23 protein-coding genes and 1 pseudogene are annotated in these 25586 nt (G+C 59.2%); 14 read left to right on the plus strand and 10 right to left on the minus strand.

Annotation, left to right across the window (positions count from 1 at the left end; genetic code table 11):
• Positions 1 to 31 precede the first annotated feature (31 nt).
• Complete coding sequence (gene ygbI, locus SERRSCBI_RS07145) at positions 32 to 802, plus strand: DNA-binding transcriptional repressor YgbI (protein WP_042783995.1); 771 nt, start codon at positions 32 to 34, stop codon at positions 800 to 802.
• Positions 803 to 951: 149 nt separating this feature from the next.
• Here the strand turns inward: ygbI and SERRSCBI_RS07150 are convergent, their stop codons facing one another.
• The 4 genes from SERRSCBI_RS07150 to SERRSCBI_RS07165 all read right to left on the minus strand — a co-directional run bounded on the left by SERRSCBI_RS07150 (position 952) and on the right by SERRSCBI_RS07165 (position 3607).
• Positions 952 to 1479: a hypothetical protein gene (locus SERRSCBI_RS07150; RefSeq protein ID WP_049866663.1), complete on the minus strand. Its 528-nt coding sequence runs from the start codon at positions 1477 to 1479 to the stop codon at positions 952 to 954.
• A 122-nt stretch (positions 1480 to 1601) separates the two neighbouring features.
• Positions 1602 to 2369: a molybdopterin-dependent oxidoreductase gene (locus tag SERRSCBI_RS07155; protein WP_042783996.1), complete on the minus strand. Its 768-nt coding sequence runs from the start codon at positions 2367 to 2369 to the stop codon at positions 1602 to 1604.
• Entirely contained in the window at positions 2362 to 2967 is a 606-nt protein-coding gene (locus SERRSCBI_RS07160; protein ID WP_042783999.1) for a cytochrome b/b6 domain-containing protein, read from the minus strand. The genes SERRSCBI_RS07155 and SERRSCBI_RS07160 overlap by 8 nt, the downstream gene beginning before the upstream one ends.
• 13 nt (positions 2968 to 2980) lie before the next feature.
• Positions 2981 to 3607 (minus strand): hypothetical protein, encoded by a 627-nt coding sequence (locus SERRSCBI_RS07165; protein ID WP_042784000.1) that lies wholly within the window; start codon positions 3605 to 3607, stop codon positions 2981 to 2983.
• A gap of 140 nt (positions 3608 to 3747) precedes the next feature.
• On the opposite strand from SERRSCBI_RS07165, the gene SERRSCBI_RS07170 reads away from it, so the two are divergent.
• Positions 3748 to 4419 (plus strand): heavy metal response regulator transcription factor, encoded by a 672-nt coding sequence (locus tag SERRSCBI_RS07170; protein WP_033650568.1) that lies wholly within the window; start codon positions 3748 to 3750, stop codon positions 4417 to 4419.
• Positions 4416 to 5834, plus strand: a complete 1419-nt coding sequence (locus SERRSCBI_RS07175; RefSeq protein WP_042784001.1) for a heavy metal sensor histidine kinase — start codon at positions 4416 to 4418, stop codon at positions 5832 to 5834. The genes SERRSCBI_RS07170 and SERRSCBI_RS07175 overlap by 4 nt, the downstream gene beginning before the upstream one ends.
• A gap of 13 nt (positions 5835 to 5847) precedes the next feature.
• Here SERRSCBI_RS07175 and SERRSCBI_RS07180 read toward each other — a convergent pair whose 3' ends face one another.
• The gene (locus SERRSCBI_RS07180) at positions 5848 to 7314 is read right to left on the minus strand and encodes an ATP-binding protein (protein WP_042784003.1); all 1467 of its coding nucleotides are present in this window, start codon (positions 7312 to 7314) and stop codon (positions 5848 to 5850) included.
• 3 nt (positions 7315 to 7317) lie between these two features.
• Positions 7318 to 8031, minus strand: coding sequence for a response regulator transcription factor (locus SERRSCBI_RS07185; protein WP_016928494.1), 714 nt, complete (start codon positions 8029 to 8031; stop codon positions 7318 to 7320).
• A gap of 151 nt (positions 8032 to 8182) precedes the next feature.
• On the opposite strand from SERRSCBI_RS07185, the gene SERRSCBI_RS07190 reads away from it, so the two are divergent.
• The 4 genes and pseudogenes from SERRSCBI_RS07190 to SERRSCBI_RS25030 form a co-directional block, all read left to right on the plus strand.
• Positions 8183 to 8794 (plus strand): cytochrome b/b6 domain-containing protein, encoded by a 612-nt coding sequence (locus tag SERRSCBI_RS07190; protein WP_033650571.1) that lies wholly within the window; start codon positions 8183 to 8185, stop codon positions 8792 to 8794.
• A 10-nt stretch (positions 8795 to 8804) separates the two neighbouring features.
• The gene (locus tag SERRSCBI_RS07195) at positions 8805 to 9581 is read left to right on the plus strand and encodes a molybdopterin-dependent oxidoreductase (RefSeq protein ID WP_042784005.1); all 777 of its coding nucleotides are present in this window, start codon (positions 8805 to 8807) and stop codon (positions 9579 to 9581) included.
• A gap of 59 nt (positions 9582 to 9640) precedes the next feature.
• Positions 9641 to 9931 (plus strand): pentapeptide MXKDX repeat protein, encoded by a 291-nt coding sequence (locus SERRSCBI_RS07200; protein ID WP_025302107.1) that lies wholly within the window; start codon positions 9641 to 9643, stop codon positions 9929 to 9931.
• Between the two features lie 121 nt (positions 9932 to 10052).
• A pseudogene (locus SERRSCBI_RS25030) lies at positions 10053 to 10331 on the plus strand (DUF417 family protein); the annotation flags it as partial.
• Between the two features lie 180 nt (positions 10332 to 10511).
• Here the strand turns inward: SERRSCBI_RS25030 and SERRSCBI_RS07205 are convergent.
• Positions 10512 to 12551, minus strand: a complete 2040-nt coding sequence (locus SERRSCBI_RS07205) for a choline transporter (protein WP_042785667.1) — start codon at positions 12549 to 12551, stop codon at positions 10512 to 10514.
• 400 nt (positions 12552 to 12951) lie between these two features.
• Between SERRSCBI_RS07205 and betI the strand changes: the two genes are divergently transcribed.
• The 3 genes from betI (at position 12952) to betA (ending at position 16846) form a co-directional block, all read left to right on the plus strand.
• On the plus strand, positions 12952 to 13554 hold the full coding sequence (gene betI, locus SERRSCBI_RS07210) for a transcriptional regulator BetI (RefSeq protein WP_033642409.1): 603 nt from the start codon (positions 12952 to 12954) through the stop codon (positions 13552 to 13554).
• 14 nt (positions 13555 to 13568) lie between these two features.
• Positions 13569 to 15041, plus strand: coding sequence for a betaine-aldehyde dehydrogenase (gene betB, locus SERRSCBI_RS07215; protein ID WP_042784006.1), 1473 nt, complete (start codon positions 13569 to 13571; stop codon positions 15039 to 15041).
• Positions 15042 to 15178: 137 nt separating this feature from the next.
• A complete protein-coding gene (gene betA / locus SERRSCBI_RS07220; RefSeq protein ID WP_042784007.1) occupies positions 15179 to 16846 on the plus strand; it encodes a choline dehydrogenase in 1668 nt (555 codons plus the stop codon).
• A gap of 109 nt (positions 16847 to 16955) precedes the next feature.
• Here betA and SERRSCBI_RS07225 read toward each other — a convergent pair whose 3' ends face one another.
• The 3 genes from SERRSCBI_RS07225 to SERRSCBI_RS07235 all read right to left on the minus strand — a co-directional run bounded on the left by SERRSCBI_RS07225 (position 16956) and on the right by SERRSCBI_RS07235 (position 20094).
• On the minus strand, positions 16956 to 18581 hold the full coding sequence (locus SERRSCBI_RS07225; RefSeq protein ID WP_004939096.1) for an FMN-binding glutamate synthase family protein: 1626 nt from the start codon (positions 18579 to 18581) through the stop codon (positions 16956 to 16958).
• A 184-nt stretch (positions 18582 to 18765) separates the two neighbouring features.
• Entirely contained in the window at positions 18766 to 19356 is a 591-nt protein-coding gene (locus tag SERRSCBI_RS07230; RefSeq protein ID WP_042784008.1) for a LuxR family transcriptional regulator, read from the minus strand.
• Between the two features lie 21 nt (positions 19357 to 19377).
• Positions 19378 to 20094, minus strand: coding sequence for an EAL domain-containing protein (locus SERRSCBI_RS07235; RefSeq protein WP_016928483.1), 717 nt, complete (start codon positions 20092 to 20094; stop codon positions 19378 to 19380).
• Between the two features lie 514 nt (positions 20095 to 20608).
• Here SERRSCBI_RS07235 and SERRSCBI_RS07240 point away from each other — a divergent pair.
• The 4 genes from SERRSCBI_RS07240 to SERRSCBI_RS07255 are packed head-to-tail and all read left to right on the plus strand — an operon-like array spanning position 20609 to position 25575.
• Complete coding sequence (locus SERRSCBI_RS07240) at positions 20609 to 21151, plus strand: fimbrial protein (RefSeq protein ID WP_033647475.1); 543 nt, start codon at positions 20609 to 20611, stop codon at positions 21149 to 21151.
• A 48-nt stretch (positions 21152 to 21199) separates the two neighbouring features.
• The gene (locus tag SERRSCBI_RS07245; RefSeq protein WP_033650575.1) at positions 21200 to 21886 is read left to right on the plus strand and encodes a molecular chaperone; all 687 of its coding nucleotides are present in this window, start codon (positions 21200 to 21202) and stop codon (positions 21884 to 21886) included.
• A 12-nt stretch (positions 21887 to 21898) separates the two neighbouring features.
• Complete coding sequence (locus SERRSCBI_RS07250; protein ID WP_042784010.1) at positions 21899 to 24493, plus strand: fimbria/pilus outer membrane usher protein; 2595 nt, start codon at positions 21899 to 21901, stop codon at positions 24491 to 24493.
• Between the two features lie 14 nt (positions 24494 to 24507).
• On the plus strand, positions 24508 to 25575 hold the full coding sequence (locus SERRSCBI_RS07255; protein WP_042785668.1) for a fimbrial protein: 1068 nt from the start codon (positions 24508 to 24510) through the stop codon (positions 25573 to 25575).
• Positions 25576 to 25586 lie beyond the last annotated feature (11 nt).

Raw genomic sequence — 25586 nt, forward strand, 5'->3', positions numbered from 1 at the left:
ATTATTATCACCGCAGCAACGAGAGGGAACCGTGATACCTGTAGAACGCCATCAACAAATTCTTGCGCTGGTATCCGAACGCGGCGTCGTCAGCATCGCCGAGCTGACCGAACGGCTGGGGGTGTCACATATGACGATCCGCCGTGACGTGCAAAAGCTGGAAGAGCAGGGGGCGGTGCAGTCGGTCTCGGGCGGCGTGCAGGCGCCGGAACGGGTGGCGAGCGAACCTTCTCACCAGACCAAAGAGGGGATGTTCGGCCGGCAGAAAATCGCCATCGGTCGGCTGGCGGCGCGGCAAATTCCCGCCAATGGCTGTATCTATCTGGATGCCGGCACCACCACGCTGGCGCTGGCGAAACAGATCGGAGAACGTGACGATTTGACGGTGGTGACCAACGACTTTGTCATCGCCGGGTTCCTGATAGAGCATAGCCAGTGCCGAATCATCCACACCGGCGGCACCGTGTGCCGGGAAAACCGTTCCTGCGTCGGCGAGGCGGCGGCGCAGGCGCTGCGCGGTCTGTTTATCGATCTGGCGTTCATCTCCGCCTCTTCGTGGAGCATGCGCGGCCTGTCGACGCCGAACGAAGATAAGGTGATGGTGAAGAAGGCCATCGTCGAGGCCAGCCGCCGCCGCATTCTGCTCAGCGATACGTCCAAATACGGCAAAGTCGCCACCTATCTGGCGCTGCCGATCGCTGCCTTTGACGCCGTCATTACCGACGAAGGGTTGCCCGCCGCCGCGCGGGAGGCCATTGAGCAAGCGGGGATTGCATTGCTGACGGCGGGAGAAGAAGAATAAGAACGAACCGGAATCAGGATGAAAGTTCGGTATCGATGCTACGTGCGGGCGGTTCACTGGCTTCAACGCCGCCGCGTTCACGCCATTCGCGGCGCCTTTGTTCCCACCACTCTTCGTGGAAGGCTTGCATCTCTTTCAGGCGCTGTTCCTTAACGTGCTGTTGGCAAGTATGGGATGCTATGGGGGCTACGTGGGATTTCGATGACATAGAGGCCGTCCTTTATAAACTCTATTTTGTATAAATAATGCCCTTTGTGCGCGTATTTTTTCAACAAAAAATCATAAATTTTAGCTAATGCTGGCCTTAACGGTGCACTTAAGATGATCCTGGCATGATACTGATAGGCAAATTTGAGAAGAGTTTCCCCGATGCCAACAACGAATAAGCGTTCGCGTTGGAGAAGGGTATAATGCATTGCGGTATAGGTATCGAAAGCTGAGCGCCGATGCCTGTTTACGTCGCTCAACGCCTTAACATCATAAAACTCCAGAGAGAAAGCATTATTGAGGAGAGCAGTGTCCACATACACTGGGGCAAACCAATGGTGCATGTTTTGCCCAATTCTCTTGAAATCCAAATGATAGATGGCCGATTTACCATCACCTTTTCTGACGGCAATCTGATATCTGTATGTGTCTGCTATTCCAGTGTGTGACTCCCTCACATCAATCTCCATGATAAAATCCTTTTTACTATTATTTTTCCTATAGTTATCCCCTTTGTGACGAACAGATTATTAACCGCGGCGGAGACGATCCTCCAGCCGCCGATGAAGGTTGTGCGCAGCGCCGCGCAAAACTAAATGCCGCTGAACCAGTTGTAGCCCTGATCTTCCCAATACCCGCCCGGATTGACGTCGCTGACGAAGATCGCGGCGATATGTTTGGCGTTTTTGAACCCCAGCTTGGTCGGCACGCGCAGCCGCAGCGGGTAGCCGTAGTCCGCCGGCAACGCCTTGCCGCCGAAATCCAGCGCCAGGATGGTCTGCGGGTGCAGCGCGGTGGCCATGTCGAGGCTGGCGTAGTAACGATCGGCGCATTTGAAGCCGACGTAACCGGCATTCAGATCCGCGCCGACGTGCTGCAGAAAGGTGCGCAGCGGCACGCCTCCCCATTGGCCAATGGCGCTCCAGCCCTCAATGCAGATCAGGCGCGTGATCTGGCTTTGCTGCGGCAGCCGCTGCAGCTGTTCCAGCGTCCAGGGCGCTTTTTTCTCCACTTTCCCCGCGACCTCAAGCCGGTAGCCGGCGAGACCGATCTCGGGGACGTTGTATTCCGGGTAAAATGCGTTAAAGGGGAAAGGGTGGGTGATCTGGTCCGGCCGGTAAGTTTGCGCCAACCGCTGGCCGCTGAACAGCCAGGCCTGCACCCGGTCGTTCCAGCGCGACATGGCCCACAGCACTTTATCCACCCGATCGCCGTCTTGCAGATTACACCCGGTCAGCATGGCGATGCCGCCCAGCGTCAGCCCGGAGCGCAACATCAACCGGCGTTGCAGATTGACCAGCTGCTTTTTTTGATCCGGTTCCAGCGTCGGCGCGGTTGCCCGCTGTTTTTTCTCATTCATGTTTGCCACCCGTTATCATCGCCCACAGGGTTTTGGGCACGACAACCACCATAAAGACGTGGATCGCCACAAACAGGCCGATGCCGGCCATGGCGAAGAAATGCACGTAGCGCGCGAAGTCGAAGCCGCCAAACAGCGCGACCAATCCCTGCAGCTGAACCGGTTTCCAAATCGCCAGGCCGGACAGCACCAGTAATAGGCCGAGCGCCAGTACGCCGAGGTACATCAGTTTCTGAATGGCGTTGTAGCGGCCATGCCGGTGGCGCAGGCGCAGCGTCATCGCCAGCCAGATATCCTGCCGCAGCGCGTCGGCGCGAAGCGGCAATAGATCGCGGCGAAAATGGCCGCTGAACAGGCTCCACAACAGATAGCAGACGGCGTTAAGCGCCAATAGCCACATCACCGCCAAATGCCAACCAATCGCGCCGCCCAGCCAACCGCCGAGCGTCATCTGCGGCGGAAAGCGGAAATCGAACAGCGGCGAGGCGTTGTAGATTTCCCAACCGCTCATGAACATGCACACCATGGCGAACAGGTTGATCCAATGAGTGATTCGAACCGGCCAGCGATGCACCGGCGGCGACGCGTTGGTCTTCATGGCATTCCTCCGGTTACATCGGCGGCACGGTGCCGTCTTTGCCGGCGGAAATACGCGTGGCGACGCGCTGGCCCTTATCGTCGGCGGCGGAGAACAGCACGATGTGCACGCCCGGTTTCAGCAGGCTCAGATCGCCCGGATCCAGCGTTACGATCGGCACGTCTTCCGGCACGACGACGGTTTTCTGCTGGTTGCCATAGGTGACGGTCAGGGTGCGGCCGTTGGATTTCACCAGTTTGCCGACGGTGCCGTTGGTCATGGTATCCACTTTGCCGTCGGCGGATTCCCAGGCCGAATGTCCTTCGCCGGTGCCGCGCAGGCTGGCGGCGAACACGTGCACTTCCAGTGCCTTGAGCGTGCCGTCCGGCTGTGGCACGGCGGCGGTGCCGATAAAGCTGTCCGGTTTGATATCGTCCAGCGTGGCTTTGGAAACGCTGAGCACTTTAGTTTGCTCGTTCAGCTTGACGCTGAGTGTCTCGCCCTTGCGGTCGGTCAGCTGCAGATTGCCGTCGGCAACCTGCGTGATGGTGCCGCGCAGCGGCGCAATCACCTTGCCCGGCGTTTGGGCGGCGGCGGCCAATCCGCTGGAAAGCAGTAACGTGGACAACAGTAAACCGGCTATACGATGACGGGTAATCATAACGTTCTCCTGAAATGAGTTTGCCGGTTAAGCATGGTTGACCTACTGGGTCAGCGCCATGGCCGTTTGATGACATTAATGTCATCAAGTTTGTCCGCCGAAGCTGCTAGTATTTTTGCAGACCTAACGAGGTGGCGAGCATGCGAATACTGGTAGTTGAAGACGATATCGGCACAGGGGATTACCTGAAGAAAGGGCTGGGGGAAGCGGGCTATGGCGTCGATTTGGCGCGCAACGGCACCGACGGGCTGTTTCGCGCGTTGGAGCAGGACTACGATGCGATCGTGCTCGATGTCATGCTGCCGGGGCTGGATGGCTGGCAGATCATCGAGGTATTGCGCAAGAAAAGCGACGTGCCGATCCTGTTTCTCACCGCCCGCGATGGCGTGCAGGATCGCATCCACGGTCTGGAGCTGGGCGCGGACGACTATCTTATCAAACCGTTTTCCTTTACCGAGCTGGTGCTGCGTTTGCGCACCTTGCTGCGCCGCGGGCCGGCGCGCGAAGCCGATCATTACGCCATCGCCGATCTGCAGTTGGACGTATTGCGCCGCCGGGCGGTGCGCCAGGATCAGGTGATCCCGTTGACCAATAAAGAATTCATGCTGCTGCATCTGCTGGTGCGGCGCGAAGGCGAAGTGCTGTCGCGCACGCAGATCGCCTCTCAGGTGTGGGACATGAATTTCGACAGCGACACCAATGTGGTTGACGTGGCCATCAAACGCCTGCGCGCCAAAATCGACCGGCCGTTCGACGTCAAGCTGATCCACAGCGTGCGCGGCATCGGCTATGTTTGCGAGCCGCGCTCGTGAACGCCCGCGCTTCACGTCGGCCGGTGTCGCTGACGCTGCGTACCGCCATGCTGTTCGCGCTGGTGGCCGCCTGCGTGGTGAGCGGGGCGGGCTGGTATCTGTTCGGCGCGATGCGCCAGGAAATGACGCTCCGCAGCGATCTGCAGGTGACCGGGCGCGTAGAGTATTTCCGCCATTTACTGGGGCAGCGCTTTCCTTTGGCGCGCCTGACCGCCAATAACGGCCTGTTCGAAAATATGCTGGGCAATGAACAGGACGTGCTGATTTTCCAAATCCCGGGGCAAAAACCGCTCATCAATGTGAATCCGGCCAGGGTGGCCCTGCCGCCGATCGCGCCGACACCGCCCGAACAGGCGCAGACGCTGGCCGCCGTGCGCGGCGGGGAGACGGCGCAGGGGGTGCCGCTGCGCGCGGCATCGGCGATGGTGCGTCTGGAAGACGGCAGTTTGCTGCAGATCTCCGTTGCGCACGTCATGGTCAACGAGCAGAAGATGCTGGCGCGTTACCTGTGGCGCATTGTCGCGGCGGTCATTGTGGCTTTCCTGCTGATTGCGCTGCTGGGCTATGGGGTCATGCGCCGGGGATTGAAGCCGCTATGGCGCATGGCGGCGCAGGCGTCGCAGATCGCGCCCAATACATTGTCCACTCGCCTCAGCGAACAGGGGGCGCCGAAGGAGTTGCAGCAATTGACTCGGTCGTTCAATGCGATGCTCGATCGGTTGAATGAAGGTTATCAGCGGCTGACGCAGTTTTCCGCCGATCTGGCCCATGAGATCCGCACGCCGGTGGGCGCGTTGATGGGCCAGTGTCAGGTGGCGCTGTATCAACCCCGCAGCGTGGAGGAGTACGAAACCCTATTGTCGAACAATATGGACGAGCTGGAGCGTATTTCGCGCATGGTGGAAAACATCCTGTTTCTGGCGCGCGCCGGTGAGGCGCAGTCCGCGCTGAACTACAGTCGTCTGGAGGTGGCGGCCGAGCTGCGGCGGGTGGCGGATTATTTCGAAGGGCTGGCGGAAGAACGCGGCATCGCGCTGAGCTGCGAAGGGGAAGGAGAGCTGAAGGCGGACGCGATGTTGTTCCAGCGGGCGCTGAGCAACCTGGTGGCCAACGCGGTGCGCTATGCCGATGAAAACAGCCTGATCGTGTTGCGGGCTGAACGGCGTGCCGATGCCTGGTGGGTGCAGGTCATCAATCAGGGGCCGCCGATCGCGCCGGCGCATCTGGAAAAGCTGTTCGATCGTTTCTACCGCGCCGATCCCGCGCGCAGCGCCGGCAGCCACGCCAGCGGCCTCGGGCTGTCCATCGTGCGCGCCATCATGACGCTGCACGGCGGTGAGGTGCGCGCCGAATGTATCGAGCGCGCGCCTGTCGCCAGCCTCATTTTCAGCCTGCGGTTCCCGCTAGCGCAATAACCGATATGCCGGATTAACGCGGCGGAATGGCAAAGCGGAAGCAGGCGCCGCTTTGTGGTTGTTCGATCAGCTGAATGTCGCTGTCGTGCAGCTGCAGAATGCGCCGCACGATCATTAACCCCAGCCCGCCGGCGGGGCGTCGGGCGCCGCTCAGGACAGACGGCCGCACGAACAGATCGGCGCGCAGCGTCTGCGGAATGCCGGGGCCGCTGTCGCTGACTTGCACCATCACCTGGTCTTCCTGCCGCCACAGCCGCACGCCGATGTCGCCGCCGGGCGGCGTATGGCGAATGGCGTTGTCCAGCAGATTGGTCAGCACCCGCTCAATCATGCTGAGATCGGCGAACACCGGCGGCACGCCGGGGGCGATGTCGGCGTGCAGCCGCTGGTTGCGCGCCTCCGCCGCCAGCTCGAACTTCTGGAACACGTCCTGCAGCAGTTCGCTGAGGGAGAAGGGCTCTTTCTGCGGTTTCACCACGCCATACTCTAATCGAGCCAGCTCGAACAGCTCCTGCGCCAGCTTGCCCACCTTGCGGCTCTGCGCCAGCGCGATCTCCAGATAGCGCCGCCGATCGGCGTCGCTCAGGGTGGCGGCCTTGACCGACAGCGTTTCCAGATAGCCGTGCAGCGAGGTGAGCGGGGTGCGCAGATCGTGCGAGACGTTGGCGATGAATTCGCGCCGCAGCCGATCCTGCTGCGCCAGCGTTTGCCACTGTTCGGCGAGGCGCTGCGCCATGCGGTGGAAGGCCTGTTGCAGCTGGCTCACCTCGTCGCGCCCGGCCGGCACCGCCGGCAGCGCCGCGTAGGCCTGCACCGCCTCAATGCCGCCGCTGTCCAGCGCATTGACCTGACGGGTCAGGCGCCGGATGGGGCGAGTGACCCAGTAGAACGCGAAACCGCCGGCCAGCAGGCTGAACAGCACCATCACCCCGGAGGTCCACAGCGCCATCCTGGCCGCCGAGTTGAACTGGGCGTTGCTGGCCAGCGCCGTGTACTCTTCACCGAGCAAAACCACATACAGATAGCCCTCGACCCGGCCGTCGACCTTCAGCGGCGCAACGCTGAACACCTTGCGCCCGTCCGCGCTGCGCGGATCGTCGCCGTACACCGGCATCTGCGCGCCATCGAGCAGCGCCTGCAGCGGCGCCAGCGCGACCCGCTGCCGCTTCAGATGCCCGGCCGGCGCGGCGTTGCCGATGATTGCGCCCTGGTTGTCGAGCAGATAAACCTCAACGCTGGGGTTCACCGCCATCAGCTGATCGAACAGGGTATGCACCGCCTGCGGATCCGGCCCGTTCACCCCCAGCAGCGGATTGCTGTCGGCGATATGCTGCGCCAGGTTGCCGGACAGGCGCTGGATCACCGCCTGGCTGTACTGGGTATTACTGCGCACTTGCATCCAGCCGGAAAAGGCGCAGCCGATGACGATCAGCAGCGCGAAGATAATCGTGAGGCGTTGCGCTAACGTAAGGTTTTTCATGGCTCACTCTTGCGGCGCGGCCGCAAATTTATAGCCCATGCCCCACACCGTGAGGATGCGCTCGGGTTCCGCCGGGTTGCGCTCGATCTTGATGCGCAGCCGGTTGATATGGGTGTTGACGGTGTGCTCATACCCCTCGTGCTGATAGCCCCAGACCTGATTCAACAGGCTGAGGCGCGAGAACACCTGGCCCGGGTGGCGGGCGAAAAAGTACAGCAGGTCGAATTCGCGCGGCGTCAGCTCGATCGGCTGTTGGTGCAGGCGCACTTCGCGGGCGATGGGATCGATGGTCAGATCGTTGAAGCTGAGCGCGCCGGCGTCCATGCGCAGGTTGCGGCTCATCGCCTCCTGGCGGCGAAACAGCGCCTTGACCCGCGCCACCAGCTCCAGCATGGAAAAGGGTTTGGCCAGATAGTCGTCGGCGCCCAGCTCCAGCCCCAGCACGCGGTGCACCTCGCTGGAGCGCGCGCTGGTGATGATGATCGGCGTGTAGCGCGTCATGGTGCGCGCCCGGCGGCAAATCTCCAATCCGTCCACGCCCGGCAGCATCAGATCGAGGATCAAGGCGTCCCAGCCGCCCTGTTCCAGCATCGCCATGCCCTGATTGCCGTCGGCGGCGTGGCTGATGGCGTAACCCTCGTCACGCAGATGCAGCTGCAGCAGCTCGGCGATGTCGCCGTCGTCCTCGACGATCAAAATTCGTTTTGGCTTGTCCATTCTCATTACCGCTGATTAGCCCGATTCTCTCTGAAGTCTACACAACCGCCACCGGCGGAGTTATCACATTTTATTTAACTTTGCGTGAGGTCTTGGGGAACAAATCCGGGGAATACTCGGTTCATCGCATCGTTAGCTGGCAGGAATCGTTATGAGCCTCACTCTCACCCCGGAACAACGACAGACCGTACATCCGCTGTGGCTGCGGTTAACGCATTGGCTGAATGCGCTGGCGATGCTGATCATGGTGACCAGCGGTTGGCGCATCTACAACGCTTCGCCGCTGTTCAATTTCAGCTTTTTCAACGAGCTGACGCTCGGCGGCTGGCTGGGCGGCGCGCTGCAGTGGCACTTCGCCGGCATGTGGCTGTTTGGCGTCAACGGGCTGTGTTACCTGCTGCTGAACCTCGCCAGCGGGCGCTTCAAACGCAAATATTGGCCGCTCAGCCCGAAGCAGTTTCTCGCCGATGTCGGCGCGGCGCTGCGCGGCAGGCTGCAGCACGCCGACCTGCGCCACTACAACATGGTGCAGCGCGTGGCCTATCTGTCGGTGATGCTCCTCGGCGTGCTGAGCGCGCTGTCCGGGCTGGTGCTGTGGAAATCGGTGCAGTTTCCGCTGCTGCGCACGCTGCTCGGCGGCTATGAGGCGGCGCGCTATATCCACTTTTTCGCCATGTCGGCGCTGGTGGCCTTCGTTGCGATCCATTTGGTGATGGTGGCGCTGGTGCCCCGCACGCTGCTGGCCATGCTGCGCGGACGTTAAGGAGTTCACGATGAAAAAGGATAAACAGATCATGACGATCGTTGAAGGGCAGGCGATCGTCAAAGAAGCGCAGCGCTTGTTGACCGCGTCGTCCCGCCGCCGCTTTCTGCGCAACGGCCTGACGCTGGGCGGTATCGCGATGCTTACCGGCTGCGATCTCAGCGGCAACGCCAACGTCGAGCAGGCGCTGAGCCGCATTTCGCGCCTCAACGATCGGGTGCAGGGCTGGCTGTTCAACGGCGATCGCCTGGTGCCGGTCTACCCGGAGTCGATGATCACCCGGCCATTCCCGTTCAACGCCTTTTACGCCGAGAAGGACGCGCCCGACATCAACGGCGACGACTATCGGCTGGAAGTGGCGGGGTTGGTGCAGGACAAGCGCGCCTGGAGCCTGCCGCAGCTGCATCGGATGGCGCAGGTTAGCCAGGTGACGCGTCATATTTGCGTCGAGGGTTGGAGCGCCATCGGCAAGTGGGGCGGCGTGCCGTTCGCCAACTTTCTTAAGGTAATCGGCGCGGATCTGAGCGCCCGCTACGTCAGCTTTAAATGCGCCGACGACTATTACACCAGTATCGACATGGCCACCGCGCTGCATCCGCAGACGATTATCGCGCTGACCTACGATGGCCAGACCTTGCCGCGCAAGTACGGCTATCCGATGAAGCTGCGCATGCCGACCAAGCTGGGCTACAAGAATCCGAAGCACATTCAGGTGATCGAGGTCACCAACCGCTTCCCGGGCGGTTACTGGGAAGACCAGGGTTACAACTGGTTTGGCGGCAGCTGAGGCGGCCGCCGGCCATTCTCCGGCACTCCGGTGCCTTTGACATGACGGAAGGAAATACCATGAAAAAGTTATTCGCAATGATGATGTGCAGCGCGCTGATGCTGGGCGTGGCCGGCGCCAACGCCGCGGACGGCATGAGTAAAGACGCGATGAAAAAGGACGGCATGAGCCAGATGTCGCACGACGGCATGGCGAAAGATGGGATGAAGAAAGAGTGCATGGGCAAGGACTGCATGAAGAAAGACAAAATGGGCAAAGACGCCATGAAAAAGGAGGGCATGGCGAAAGACGGTATGGCCAAAGACGGCATGAAGAAAGACGAGATGAAAAAGGATGCGATGGGGCACTAAGCCGCCTCACCCCGCGGCCGCAAGCGGCAAACCGCGGCGGCTGCGGGCAACATAAGGAGAGAGGATGATGTTGGCGACATGGCTGCGGCGCTTTCGGCGCTCGAACGGGGACGTTATTTTTATGCGCGCGGCGCTGGTGGTGATCTTCGCCGCCTTCGGTTACGCCAAATGGTTTGATTACGAGGCGCAGGGGCTGGTGCCGCTGATCGGCAACAGCCCGCTGCTGAGCTGGATGCATCAGGCGTTCGGCATTCGCGGCGCCAGTTATGCATTGGGCGTCGCTGAATGGAGCTTCGGTTTGCTGCTGCTGGCGGGGTTCTGGTCGCGGCGTCTGGGTTTGCTGGGGGCGATCGGATCGACGGTGACCTACCTGACCACGCTGACGCTGATCTTTTCCACGCCGGGCGCCTGGGAGCCCTCCGCCGACGGTTTTCCGGCCATGGCCGGCGCCACCAGCTTTTTTAATCAAGGATCTGGTGTTGCTGGCCGGCTCCCTGGTGCTGCTGAAGGCCGATTTGCCGGCCGAGCAGGCATAAAAAAGGGCGTAGCCTGGCTACGCCCTCTGGGTATTTCTCGGCCGTCACATATCTGGGAAGGTCAGGGTGCCCCCCGGCGCTTCGCGATGAATGTGCAGGAAGTTCAGGTGCTTCTCGTACTGGTCGAGAATATCACCAATCACTTGTTCCTTGCTGTAGTCCATCAGGTCGTTGCCCTGGGTGCCTTCCATCAGGAAGGTTTCCAGCCGGTAGTAGTGCGACTTGCCGGAGCGGGCGCGGTAGGTGAAGCCCGGCACCGAGTAGCGCATCGGCCAGATCTGATAGATAAAGTTCTGTTCCTCGCCCAGGTGCACCAGCAGCTCCAGGTGGTTCAGGCGTTCGTCTTCGGTCGGCGGCACTTCGCTGAACTCCACCTTCGCGCCGCGCAACTCCAGCTCGCGCGCCACGTCCTGCATCGCCGGACGGCAAACCTTATCCAACATTTTCTGCGTGTACTGCGTGCCCGGGTAGTTCATCACCCGCGACAGACGCTGTTTCCAGTTGAGCACGTCGTGGCTGGAGACCGGCACCGGCGCCAGGGTGCTGAGCGCGCTGGCCTTGCGGTAGTCCTCCACCCGCAGCGATTTGTACAGCCCGGCCATCACGAAGAAGATCACGAAGCTGAACGGCAGGCCCATGATCACCGTGGTTTTCTGCAGCGCCGGCACGCCGTCGGTCATCAGCATGCCGATGGTCAGCAGGCCGATGGCCACCGACCAGAAAATCCGCAGCCAGTTCGGCGCATCATTATTGATGTCGGCCAGGCGCGAGGTGAAGTTACCCAGCACCAGCGAGCCGGAGTCCGCCGAGGTGACGTAGAACAGCAGGCCGGTGATGGTGGCCACCGAGGCGCTGAAGGTGAAGCCGGGGTATTGCGCCAGCAGGCTGTAGAAGCCGCGCTCCGGGAACTGCATCACTTCCTGCGCGAATTCCGCGTTGCCGTGAATGATCTGATACAGCGCGCTGTTGCCGAAGATAGACAGCCACAGCAGGGTGAACACGAACGGAATGATCAGCGTGCCGACCACGAACTGGCGAATGGTGCGCCCGCGCGAGATGCGCGCCAGGAACAGGCCGACGAACGGCGACCACGCCACCCACCAGGCCCAGAAGAACAGCGTCCAGTTGTTCATCCACTCCACCGGCCGATCGAACGCGAAGCTGTTGAGCGTCATGCCCATAAAGCGGTTGACGTAATCGCCGACGTTAAGCACCAGCGCGTTGAGCAGGAACTCGGTGTCGCCGAAGAACAGCACGAACAGGATCAGGCCCAGTGCCAGCAGCACGTTCAGCTCGGACAGGATGCGAATGCCCTTGTTGACTCCCGAGGTGACCGAGATGGTGGCCATGATCACCGACAGCAGGATCAGCGAGCCCTGCACCGTCAGGTTTTCCGGGATCTCGAACAGCACCTTGAGGCCGTAGTTGAGCTGCACCACGCCAATGCCCAGCGTGGTGGCGATGCCGAAGATGGTGCCGAGCACCGCGGCGATGTCCACGCTGTGGCCGATCGGGCCGTTGATGCGTTTACCGAAGATCGGGTACAGCGCCGAGCGAATGGTCAGCGGCAGATTGTAGCGATAGCTGAAGTAGCCGAGGGCGATGCCCATCAGCGCATACATCGACCAGCCGGTCAGGCCGTAGTGGAACAGCGTCCAGACCATCGCCTGGCGGGCGGCCTCCAGCGTTTGCGCGTCGCCTTCCGGCGGCATCATGTACTGGGTCACCGGCTCGGCGACCGAGAAGAACATCAGATCGATGCCGATGCCGGCGGCGAACAGCATCGCCGCCCAACTCATCAGGCTGAACTCCGGTTTGGACTGTTCCGGCCCGAGCTTGATGGCACCGAAGCGCGAGGCGGCGATAAACACCACGAACACGATGTACAGCGTCGCCGCCAGCAGGTAGTACCAACCGAAGGTGGTCGACACCCAATTCAGCGTGCGGGTGATCCACTGCCCGGAGAAGTCGGTGAAAAAGATGGTCATCAGCGAGAAGGCCAGGATCAGCCCCGCCGAGGTGAAGAAAACCACAGGGTTGAGGCGGTCCTGCTGCGGTTTGGAGGAGGTTTCGCGTGTTGTCATCGTCATCCTCTGAACTGAGTAAAATCGTGCCGCTCCGCATTCTGGGGCGCGTTGGCGCATCCGGAAAACGGGCGAATGAAGGCGGCGGCCATCCCCATGGGAATGGCCTGAACGATGCCGCTTTCGCCTGCTTATGAAGCACCGGAGCGCTTCGCGGCGGGAACCGCTTACAGCCACTGATTTTGGTCAGATTCGTTAATTACCTCACAAAAATCAGCCAGTTCCACAACCAGAAAATACATTTTTTTAACTAGGCGGCAATAAAATATATGCAATTTTTATTGAACGTTCAATCAAAAAAAAGTTTAATAGTCCTCATGATGACCTGAATCACGGGCGAAACGGCAGTGAAATTTGCCCGCTGAGATAAGGCCGAAGTCGGTTTTGTGAGAGTCGAAATATGCCAAAGGTAGGAATGCAGCCAATCAGAAGGCAGCAGTTGATTGATGCCACGCTCGCCGCGGTAAACGAAGTGGGAATGCATGACGCCACCATCGCGCAGATCGCGCGGCGGGCCGGCGTTTCCAACGGCATCATCAGCCATTATTTCAAGGATAAGAACGGCCTGCTGGAAGCCACGATGCGCTATCTGATCAGCCATCTGGGCGAGGCGGTGAAGCTGCGGCTGCAGGCGCTGACCGACAACAGCCCGGCGGCGCGGCTGCAGGCGATCGTCGCCGGCAACTTCGACGACAGCCAGATCAACAGCGCGGCGATGAAGACCTGGCTGGCCTTTTGGGCCAGCAGTCTGTACCAGCCGCAGCTCAACCGCTTGCAACAGGTGAACGGCCGTCGGCTCTATTCCAACCTGTGCGCCGAGTTTCGCCGCGTTATGCCGCAGCCGCAGGCGCGGTTGGCGGCCAAGGGGCTGGCGGCGCTGATCGATGGGCTGTGGCTGCGCAGCGCGCTGCGCGGCTCCGCGTTCAATCAGGCGCAGGCGCTGGCGCTCACGACCGAATACATCACGTTCCAACTCCGGGGGCAAACGCCGCCCGGAGGATAACTCAAGGAGATCCTATGTCCCGTTTTGGCTTGCAGAAGCTCTATATTCATGGCGCCTATGTAGACAGCACCGCTGGAAAAACCTTCAACGCCATTAACCCGGCGAACGGCGAAGTTCTGGCTGAAGTCCAGTCCGCCGGCGCTGAAGACGTCGATCGTGCGGTGGCCAGCGCGGCCAGCGGGCAGAAGGTGTGGGCGGCGATGACGGCGATGGCGCGTTCGCGCATCCTGCGTCGCGCGGTGGATATTCTGCGCGAGCGCAACGATGAACTGGCGGCGCTGGAAACGCTGGATACCGGCAAAGCGATGTCGGAAACCACCGCGGTGGATATCGTCACCGGCGCTGACGTGCTGGAGTACTACGCCGGCCTGATCCCGGCCATTGAAGGCGAGCAGATCCCGCTGCGCGATACCTCGTTCGTCTACACCCGCCGCGAGCCGCTGGGCGTGGTGGCCGGCATCGGCGCCTGGAACTACCCGATTCAAATCGCGCTGTGGAAGTCCGCGCCGGCGCTGGCGGCGGGCAACGCGATGATCTTCAAGCCGAGTGAGGTCACGTCATTGACGGCGTTGAAGCTGGCGGAAATCTACACCGAAGCCGGCCTGCCGGACGGCGTGTTCAACGTGGTGACCGGCAGCGGGGCGGAAGTGGGGCAGTACCTGACCGACCATCCGGGCATCGCCAAAGTCTCTTTCACCGGCGGGGTGAAAACCGGCAAGAAGGTGATGGCCAACGCGTCGGGTTCGACGCTGAAGGAAGTCACCATGGAGTTGGGCGGCAAATCGCCGCTGATTATCTTCGACGACGCCGATCTGGATCGCGCCGCCGATATCGCCATGATGGCCAACTTCTACAGTTCCGGCCAGGTGTGCACCAACGGCACCCGCGTCTTCGTGCCGGCGGCGCTGCAGGCGCAGTTTGAGGCGAAAATCCTCGAGCGCGTGAAGTGCATTCGCCTCGGTGACCCGACCGATCCGCAGACCAACTTCGGGCCGCTGGTCAGCTTTGCGCACATGGAATCGGTGCTGCGCTTTATCGAGAGCGGCAAAAACAGCGGCGCGCGCCTGCTGTGCGGCGGCGAACGCGTCACCCACGGCGAATTCGGCAAGGGCGCTTATGTGGCGCCGACGGTGTTCAGCGACTGCCGCGACGATATGGAAATCGTGCGCGAGGAGATCTTCGGGCCGGTGATGAGCATCCTCAGCTACCAGAGCGAAGAGGAAGTGGTGCGCCGCGCCAACGACACCACCTTCGGCCTGGCCGCGGGTGTGGTGACCCACGATCTGGCCCGCGCGCACCGCGTGATCCACCAGTTGGAAGCCGGCATTTGCTGGATCAACACCTGGGGCGAGTCGGCGGCGGAAATGCCGGTCGGCGGCTACAAGCAGTCCGGCGTCGGCCGCGAGAACGGCCTGACGACGCTGGAACACTACACCCAGATCAAATCGGTGCAGGTCGAGCTGGGCGAATACGCCTCGGTATTCTGATCTTCCCGTCGTCTTTCGAGCCGCAGCCGCGTTGGCTGCGGCCGACAATCTCTAGAGCGCCCAAATACACAGCCTGTTGCCGAGCCGCGCTTCGCGTCTTTGCCTGACCAGGCCTCTATAAAGTAAGGAGATAATGAATGGAATTTGACTACATCATTATCGGTGCCGGTTCAGCCGGCAACGTGTTAGCCACCCGATTGACCGAGGACGCCGACGTCAGCGTCCTGCTGCTGGAAGCCGGCGGCCCGGATTACCGGATGGATTTCCGTACCCAGATGCCGGCCGCGCTGGCGTTTCCGCTGCAGGGCCGCCGCTATAACTGGGCGTATGAAACCGATCCTGAGCCGCACATGAACAACCGCCGAATGGAATGCGGCCGCGGCAAAGGGCTGGGCGGTTCATCCCTGATCAACGGCATGTGTTACATTCGCGGCAACGCGATGGACTTCGACAACTGGGCCAAGGCGCCGGGTCTGGAAGACTGGACCTATCTGGACTGCCTGCCGTATTTCCGCAAGGCGGAAACGCGCGATATCGGCCCGAACGATTACCACGGCGGCGATGGCCCGGTGAGCGTCACCACGCCGAAGGCCGGTAACAACGAACTGTTCCACGCCATGGTGGAAGCCGGCGTGCAGGCGGGCTATCCGCGCACCGACGATCTGAACGGCTATCAGCAGGAAGGGTTCGGCCCGATGGACCGCACCGTGACGCCGAAAGGGCGCCGCGCCAGCACCGCCCGCGGTTATCTGGATCAGGCCCGTTCACGGCCGAACCTGAAGATCGTTACCCATGCGCTGACCGACCACATCGTGTTCGACGGCAAGCGCGCAGTGGGCGTTAACTATCTGCAGGGCGACAGCAATCAACTGACCCATGCCAAAGCGCGCCGCGAAGTGCTGCTGTGCGCCGGCGCCATCGCCTCGCCGCAAATTCTGCAGCGTTCGGGCGTCGGCCCGGCGGCGCTGCTGAAAAGTCTGGATATTAATGTGGTACACGATCTGCCGGGCGTCGGGGAAAACCTGCAGGACCACCTGGAGATGTACCTGCAATACGCCTGTAAGAAACCGGTATCGCTGTACCCGGCGCTGCAATGGTTCAACCAGCCGAAGATCGGCGCGGAATGGCTGTTCAACGGCACCGGCGTTGGTGCCAGCAACCAGTTCGAGGCCGGTGGCTTCATCCGCAGCCGTGCAGAGTTCGCCTGGCCGAACATTCAGTATCACTTCCTGCCGGTGGCGATTAACTACAACGGCAGCAACGCGGTGAAAGAGCACGGCTTCCAGGCGCACGTCGGCTCGATGCGTTCGCCGAGCCGCGGCCGGGTGCAGGTGAAATCGAAAGATCCGCGTCAGCACCCGAGCATTCTGTTCAACTACATGGCGACCGAACAGGATTGGCAGGAGTTCCGCGACGCTATTCGCATCACGCGCGAGATCATGGCGCAGCCGGCCCTGGACGAATATCGTGGCCGCGAGATAAGCCCTGGGCCGGACGTGCAGACCGATGAGCAGTTGGATGCCTTCGTGCGTGAGCATGCCGAAACCGCGTTCCACCCGTCCTGCTCGTGCAAGATGGGCGAAGACGAGATGGCGGTGGTCGACGGCCAGGGCCGGGTGCACGGCATGGAAGGATTGCGGGTGGTGGATGCGTCGATTATGCCGCTGATCATTACCGGCAACCTGAACGCCACCACCATCATGATCGCCGAAAAGATCGCCGACCGCATTCGCCAGCGCGCGCCGTTGCCGCGCAGCACCGCCGACTACTACGTCGCCGGCGATGCGCCGGTGCGCAAGCAGTAACCGACACGCCCTCTCGCCGTTGAGGGGGAGGGCCGCCGTAGCAAGCAACCCCTCTCCATATGCTCTTCCCCAAGGCGAGGGGGCAACTCTCTTTTTATTCCTTATCCCATCATGCCGCCGGCAGCGAGATTGCCTGATCGAAACTGTTGGGCGTCGCCATGCGCCACATGCGAGCGTAGAACTCGCTTTTGATCTCCGGCTGCAGCAGCGCGCCCGGCTCCAGGTAGTAATAGATATCGGCGTACACCTTGATCTCGGTCGGCGTGATGCGGCGCAGCATATGGTGTGAGGTCAACTGCTCCGGGCGGCTGACGCCGGCCGCCGCCAGCATGTCCGCCAGCGCTTTCACCGTATTTTGATGGAAGTGATAGACGCGTTCCGCCTTGTTCGGCACCACCAACGCCTTCTGACGCAGCGGATCTTGCGTCGCGACGCCGGTCGGGCAGTGGTTGGTGTGGCAGCTTTGCGACTGGATGCAGCCGACGGCGAACATAAAGCCGCGCGCCGAATTCACCCAGTCGGCGCCGAGCACCAGCACGCTGGCGATGTCAAAGGCGCTGATGATCTTGCCGCTGGCGCCAATCTTGATTTGGTCGCGCAGGCCGCAGCCCACCAGCGTGTTATGCACGAACAGCAGCCCTTCGCGCAGCGGCATGCCCATATAGTTGGAGAGTTCGAGCGGGGCGGCGCCGGTGCCGCCTTCCTTGCCGTCCACCACGATGAAGTCCGGCAGAATGCGGGTGTGCAGCATCGCCTTGACGATGGCGACGAACTCCCACGGGTGGCCGATGCACAGCTTGAAACCGACCGGTTTGCCGCCTGACAGCTCGCGCAGCTGCTGGATGAACTGCATCATTTCCAGCGGGGTGGTGAAGGCGCTGTGCGAGGCCGGCGAGATGCAATCCACGCCTTCCGGCACACCGCGGGTGGCGGCGATTTCCGCATCCACTTTTTTCGCCGGCAGAATGCCGCCGTGGCCCGGTTTGGCGCCCTGGCTGAGCTTGATTTCAATCATTTTCACCTGCGGGCTTTGCGCCTGTTCGGCAAAGCGGCGCGGATCGAAATGACCGTCGGCGGTGCGGCAGCCGAAATAGCCGCTGCCCAGCTCCCACACCAGATCGCCGTTGTTTTCGCGGTGATAGCGGCTGATGCTGCCCTCACCTGTGTCGTGGTAGAAATTGCCTTTGGCCGCGCCGAGGTTGAGTGCGCGAATGGCGTTGGCGGAGAGCGCGCCGAAGCTCATCGCCGAAATGTTGAAGATTGACGCGGAGTAGGGCTGGCGGCAGTCGGCGCCGCCGATGGTGATGCGAAAACTGGTGGGATCGGCGGCTTCCACCGGCCGCATCGAGTGGCCGATGCATTCATAACCGGTTTGGTACACGTCCAGCAGGGTGCCGAACGGCTTGTCGCCCATCTCGTTTTTCGCCCGGCGATACACCAACGTGCGCTGGGTGCGGGAGAACGGGATCTCTTCATTATCCTGCTCGAGGAAATACTGGCGCAGTTCCGGGCGGATGAACTCGAAGAAGAAGCGCAGGCGGCCGATGATCGGGTAGTTGCGGCAAATGGCGTGGCGCTGCTGCGTGAGATCGTAGATACCCAGCACCATCAGGCAACCGCAGGCCAGGGCCGGCAGCCAGAACCACGGATGGTTGTGCATCATGATCAAGAAAACCAGGGTGAGCAAGATGCTCAGCACAAAGCAGGTATAGCGGCTGAATAAGGACGACTTCATAACATCTCCTGATGTTTATTTTTAATCCACACGACATGACTCACGGATAATCCGTGTGCAAATCGTAGCCAACAGGAGAGGATGTTGTGTGTCTGTTGCTGCTTTGTCGCCGGTTGTTACATTAATTTAACTCGGCGAGGGGGCGGGTTGCCGCGCGGCGTACCGCGCAACAAACCAGGGCGTGTTATTTGCCGGCGACGAAGATGGTGCTCATGCTGCGCAGCCGCAGCTTTTTCATCGCGCTGTATTTCTGCGAGAAGATGGTTTTCGGGTGCGTGCCGCGTTTTTCCGCGATATGCAGCAGGCTGTCGCCGCGCAGCAGATTGAAGATCACGTCGCTTTCCGCCGGGCTGAGCTCGCGGGTTTTCTGCACCCGGATACCGCCCGGCTCTTTGCTTTCCAGCAGCCGCTGGATTTTTTCCTGCAGCGAATAAAGCGGAATGCGGGTGGAGACCAACTCGACGGAAATCCCCAGGATCGACAGCAGTTTCACCACGCGCTCGTCGTCATAGAACACCAACAGGCGCGTTTTACTGTTGTACTGCTGGTGCAGGGACACCAGGCTTTCGATCACGTTGACGCTCTGCTCCAGGTTTTGCGAGGTGAAAATCAGCGCGATATCGTGCTTGGTGATCTTTTCCGCTTTGGCGCCGCCGTGCATGAAATCGGAAAACAGGTGGATATCGTACGCGCCGTAGTGTTTCTTCAGCAGCACCGACAGGCCAACATAGCTGTACTTACACTCACTAATCACAAGAACGTTGTTTTTAGACATAGGGCAAACACCAATACCGAGTTAAAAGTATTCAGCTGTAAGAAGCGAGTTCAAATCCTTGATGCTGGATTCCTTCCACAGCTTTCCCTGCAGTGCGTAATATGGCATTTCATCCAGCCATTTCTTGTGTTCGGGAGTTTCAACTCCTTCGATAATTACCTTGTAATGATTAAGGTAAAAGAAGCGCAGTAACGCGCGCATCAAGCCCTCGCCGCCGGACTTTTTCATAAAGTCCCAAAGCAGAAAACGATCGAGCTTAACGAAGCGGAACTGGCTGTTGTACAACGCGGAAAAACCCGCATAGCCAGAACCAAAATCATCGAGCCAAAATGAATAACTATTCAATGACGGATCGCCGTGCACGCGATCTTTCACCAGCCGGGTTGAATTCTCGCTGATCTCAAAATGAATACAGCGCAGGGCATTAATTCTTTCGGCAAAGTGAGTATTCGCCAGCGATTGCAGGGAATAATCGTCAACATTCAAAGTGGCTATCACTTGGTTTTCATGAAACCAGTGTTTGTATTTATCGATCAGATTGATCTGATCCATCAAAATCTCAATCCGGGTTGCGCTGTCGGCATGGCGAAAGAACTGTTCAGGAGAAAAATGGGCATATTCGCTATTAAACGTAAAGCGAGACAGGCATTCAACGGCCAGCAATTGTCCCGATTTCGCGAACATTGGCTGGAAAACATAATTAATGCCGTTATTTTTCTCTCTGAAAGAACCGCTCATTTCCCAATCCTTGGATTGATATTTAACTTGTTGATTTTAAATGATTAAAAAGAAAGTTACTCCGTATTTTTTGGTAAATTTCTTATTTAAAGCGTCAGGATGGCCGAAACGTGTCGACAGACCATTTAACGCGGAATTCGTGCCAAAGTCCAAACGTCGCAATATGTTACTAAATGTAAATATTCGGGATAATATTCTGATTTTCAGGCCTTAACGCAAAATGTTGAACTCTGCAGCTTTCCCAAACACAGATTATTCCTATTCATATGAATCGTCAACATCGATCGATAGGTATCCGCCGATAGTTTATTCCTATCAAGAGGGGGCTTATGAATGTTTTAAACGATTTAACATTAAGAATATGCTTAGTCTATATTTCGTCCGGCAATGAGTTCATCGAGGCAACGCTCCTTTTCAGCAAGGGAGTGCTATCGCTGAGTGTATGCTCAGTGGCGGCAATATATATATAAGCCCGCCACTGAATCGATTATTTTATTGTTCTATGGAGCTGGAAATGAAAAAAGTATTATTGCCTTTGGCTGCCCTGGTATTGTCTGCAACTGCTTCCAACGCAATGGCAGCAAACGGCACTGTTAAATTCACCGGTGAAATCAAACAGTCTACCTGCCAGGTAACTAGCGATACTCAAAATAAAGAAGTTTACCTGGGTACTTACCCAACTTCTGCTTTCCCAACTGTGGGTTCTAAATCCGCTTCTAAAGCTTTCCAGATCTCTCTGGAAAAATGTGATGCCGGCGATTATAGCCTGCGCTTCGACGGTAACACCGTTGCCGGCAACCCAGACCTGCTGTCCGTAAGCAACGTTGGCGGCACCGGCGCTGCAGCTACCGGCGTGGGTATCGAAATCACCGATAACAACGGCAAGCCATTCGCTATCGGCGACGGTTCCAACATCAACGACGACGTAGCGAAAGTCACCATCGCTGCTGACGGTAAAGCGACCTTCAACCTGCAGGCTCGTTACCGTTCATTCGATAGCAACGTAACTGCAGGTCTGGCTAACGCCACCAGCCCGTTCACTATCGAATACAAATAATCGTCTTTCAGGACACATACGGCCAAGGATGGCCCATAGAGGAAACCGATGAAAAAGTTCTTTGCTGCTCTGCTGATGCTGGGCACCTTTAACAGCTACGCCGGTATCCAGGTAGATGCCACTCGCGTGATCTATAAAGGCGATGACAAATCCGCCTCTCTGCCCATTCATAACGATGCTTCAGAAGCTTATATGGTGCAGACCTGGCTGGACACCGGCGATAGAAACCAAGTGCCGAAAAATCTGCCTGTCGTTGTCGTTCCACCGATTCTGAAATTGGACGCTGCCAAAACCGCGGTTTTGCGCTTTATCTATTCCGGCAATGGCTTACCTCAGGATAAAGAAACCCTGCTGTGGATTAACGTGCAGGAAATTCCACCGGCGCCGAAGCAAGAAAACGTGCTGCAGGTTGCGGTGCGTACCCGAATCAAACTTTTTTACCGGCCGGTGGCGTTGAAAACGACGCTGGACGAGCAAGTACAAAACTTGCGTTGGCAGCGTGAAGGTTCACGCCTGCAAGTGATTAACGATGGCCCGCTGCATATTACCTTTGGGGCGCTGCATTTGAAAAACAGCGCGGGCAAGACCGTGGATGTGGACGCCAACATGGTGAGCCCGAAAGATCGCTTATCGATCAACATCCCGGCGGGCGTCAGCGTCGGCAACAAGATTGCTTTCAGTTATATCAACGATTTTGGCGGTAGAACGGAAGTCAAGGACGTTCCAGTACAATAAGAGAGACAGGGAATGGCAAATCAACGAAAAGTAGCAGGCGGAACGACGCGGCTGACGCAGCTGATCCGTATTGCAATCATTGCCGCCAGCGCGCCGATGTTATGGAGTGAAACGGCGCTGGCAGAGTTTAACATGTCGTTTATTCACGGCGATGAAAACCTGAGTAACGCGGAAGCGGTCGCTCAGGGCGATGCTTTGCAACCGGGCGTTTACCCATTCGACATCTACGTCAACCTGACTCAGGTCGATCACAAAGATGTTACTTTTCGTCAGGTTAAAGGCCAGACCGCGTCTCAACCTTGCCTGAAAGTTGAAGACCTGAGCAACTACGGCATCAAACTGCCGGAAACGCTGCAGGCCGGCAGCTGCGTTGATCTGCCTGCGTTGGTTAAAGACGCCACCGTCAGCTATGACGCGGCGGTGCAGCAGATCAACATCTCCGTACCGCAGACCATGATGGATCTGAGCGCCATTGGCGCGATCCCGCCAAGCATGTACGATGAAGGCATCAACGCGCTGTTCGCCAACTATAACTTCAACTACAACAAGAACAGCTATCGCAAAGATGACGCCGACGACAGCGAGTACATGTTCCTCGCGTTGAACAGTGGCCTCAACCTGGGCAGATGGCGCCTGCGCAACAACTCCACCTGGGACAAACAGAGTGGCAGCAGCAGCAACTGGACCAACGTCTCTTCCTGGGCCGAGACCGACATCGTGCCATGGCGCAGCCGTTTGGTGATGGGGCAGGCGAGCACCAACAACAGCGTGTTCAACAGCTTCCAGTTCCGCGGGGTACAACTCTCTAGCGTTGACGACATGCTGCCGGACAGCCTGCGCGGTTATGCGCCGGTAGTGCGCGGCGTGGCGGCGACCAACGCCCGCGTCGAGATCCGCCAGAACGGTTACGTCATCTATAGCACCAACGTCGCGCCGGGTCCGTTCGAGATCCACGACGTCTATCCGCATACCAATAACGGTGACCTGCAGGTGACCGTGAACGAGGCCGACGGTTCGCATAAAACGTTCAGCGTCGCCTACTCCTCCGTGGCCAACATGCTGCGCGAAGGTATTTGGAACTTCCAGCTGACCGCCGGTAAATACCACAACGGTAACGGCGGCTATCAGCCGAAACTGATTCAGGGCACGGCGGCATATGGCATGAACTATGGCCTGACGCCGTTCGGTGGCGCCATCATCGCCGAGCACTACCGTTCCGCTGCCGTGGGTATCGGTAAGAGTCTGGGCTCATGGGGCGCCATCTCCGTAGACGGTTCGATCTCCGATACCGAGCTGGCAAACGGCGATCGCAAACAGGGACAGAGCTTCCGTTTCCTGTACTCCAAGTCGCTCAACCAGATGGGCACCAACTTCCAGTTGGCGGGCTATCGCTATGCGACGTCCGGTTACTATGATCTCAGCGATGCGGTCCAGGAACGCAACAGCTGGCGCAACGGCATTTATGCCAATGATTACTGGGATCCGAATGATCTGCAGCCGGGCCAGCCTTCCTGGAGCAACAACCAGAAACGCACCCGATACACCGCGCGCTACGGCAACAAGCGCGAACGCGTCGAGCTGTCGCTCAGCCAGCAGCTGTGGGCGGGCGCGAGCCTGTACGCCAACGTCAGCCACCAGAACTACTGGGGCGTGTCCGGTAACGATCGCACGATTCAACTGGGTTACAACGACGGCTTCAAACGTATTTCCTACGGCGTGTATCTGCAGGATACGCGCGGCCAGTACGGCTATTCCGATCGCAGCGTGAACTTCACGATGTCGATCCCGTTGGATTGGGGCCAGAGCAACAACTCGACCACCGCCAACTTCAGCGCGGCGCACAGCAAACAGAGCGGCGACAGCTACTCGACCGGCATCAGCGGCACCATGCTGGATGACCGTCGCATGAATTACTCGGTTTCCACCGGGCATACGCAGTCCTCCGGTCAGAGCAGCAACCTGAACCTGGGCTACAGCAGCAGCATCGGTAACATCGACGGTAGCTATGCCTACAGTTCGAAATACCGCCAGGAAGGGCTGGGCCTTTCCGGTGGTCTGCTGGTGCACTCCGGCGGCGCGACCCTGACTCAGCCGTTGCAGAACACTATTTTGCTGGTGGAGGCGAAAGACGCCAAAGGCGTGCGTCTGGAAAACCAGCCGGGCGTGACCATCGACCGCTTCGGTTACGCGGTGGTGCCGTCGGCCAACCCGTACCGCTACAACTATGTGGCGCTGCGCACCGAAGATTTCGGCCCGGGGCTGGATGTGCCGGTGGCCAGTAAGCAAGTGGTGCCGACCGAGAAATCGGTGGTGAAGGTGAGCTTCGATACCTTCAAGGGCGTCAGCCTGCTGATTCACGCTCGTCTGGGTGACAACGGTTATCCGGCCATCGGCGCCGGCGTGTTCAACGAGTCCGGCCGCAACAGCGGCACCGTGGGCCTGGAAGGCGCAACCTATGTTTCCGGCGTGAAAGCGGGTGAGAAACTGACGATAAAATGGGGCCCGAAAGCCGATCAGCAATGCGTGCTGCCGATTCCGGCGGACGTGGGCGACAAACAAGCGGCCATGGGATATCAGGAACTGACCCTGCAATGCCAAAAACTGTAAGGTACACCATGAACTTGAGCAAATTAGCACGTAATACACTTCTGTCGGTGGTGGGGCTGGCGGGGTTGGCGATGGCGCAACAGGCGGCGGCGATGCAATGCCGCTTCGGCAACTCGACCGGCAGTAGCAGACCAACCGGCAGCGTGACGCAGGATATTGACGTCGGCCGCCCGATCGTGCTTGCCGCCAGCGACTTCGTCAAAGGCAACCTGATTTGGCGTTCGCAGAACTTTACCTCGACCTTTACCTGTTGGGATACCGATAACTACCCGCGCGGTGAGAACGCTTATATCTATTGGAACCCGCAGAACTCCTTTGGCGCCCTGGATAAGTCGTTGGAAATCGGGGTTTCGATCAACGGGCGTGATTATGATGCGATCAACCTGAAGCAAAGTTCCAACCGGCCGACGGGCCCTGATTTGGGGCCGGGTACCAAACCGGGTAGTAACAGAAGAAAAGCCGATCCTCAGGCGGTGACTGCCACCTATTCGGTGTATATCAAAGCCACCGGGGTAAAACCGCCTGCGGGTAACTTCCCGCCGCTGGCGCGTGCTTCGCTATTCCAGATCGATGGTGAGTTGGGGCTGAACGCCACCAAAGACAGTAACTTTAACGCCTACATCAAGGGGCTGGACAAGATCCGCGTGATCCAGTGCAACCCGCAGATCACCGTATTGGCCAACAACGGCGCCAGCGTCGATTTCGGCGTGCTAACCAGCTCCAGCGCCAAAACCGGCACCATCGCCAAGCAGGTGCCGTTCGATATCAAGGCTACCTTGAGCGGCGGCGAATGTGCCGGTCAATCTCTGCAGGCCAGTTTCAGCAGTACCAACGCGGATCCGAATGATAATACGCAGATCCTGCCAACCACCCAACCGGGCGTGGCGATCTTCCTGACGCAGCAGCGCGACACCAGTAAAAAACCGATCCCACTGCAAACCAACGTGGATTTCGGCGGTGTGCTGCAGGATAAGCAGAACGAAGTGAAAGAGACCTTTATCGCGAACCTGAAGTGGTTGACCAATACGCCGAAGACCGGGGTGTTCAACGCCACTGCCAACGTCGACGTCACCTTCAAATAATTCGGTGTCTC

Source organism: Serratia sp. SCBI (genome assembly GCF_000747565.1).
Classification (GTDB): domain Bacteria; phylum Pseudomonadota; class Gammaproteobacteria; order Enterobacterales; family Enterobacteriaceae; genus Serratia; species Serratia ureilytica.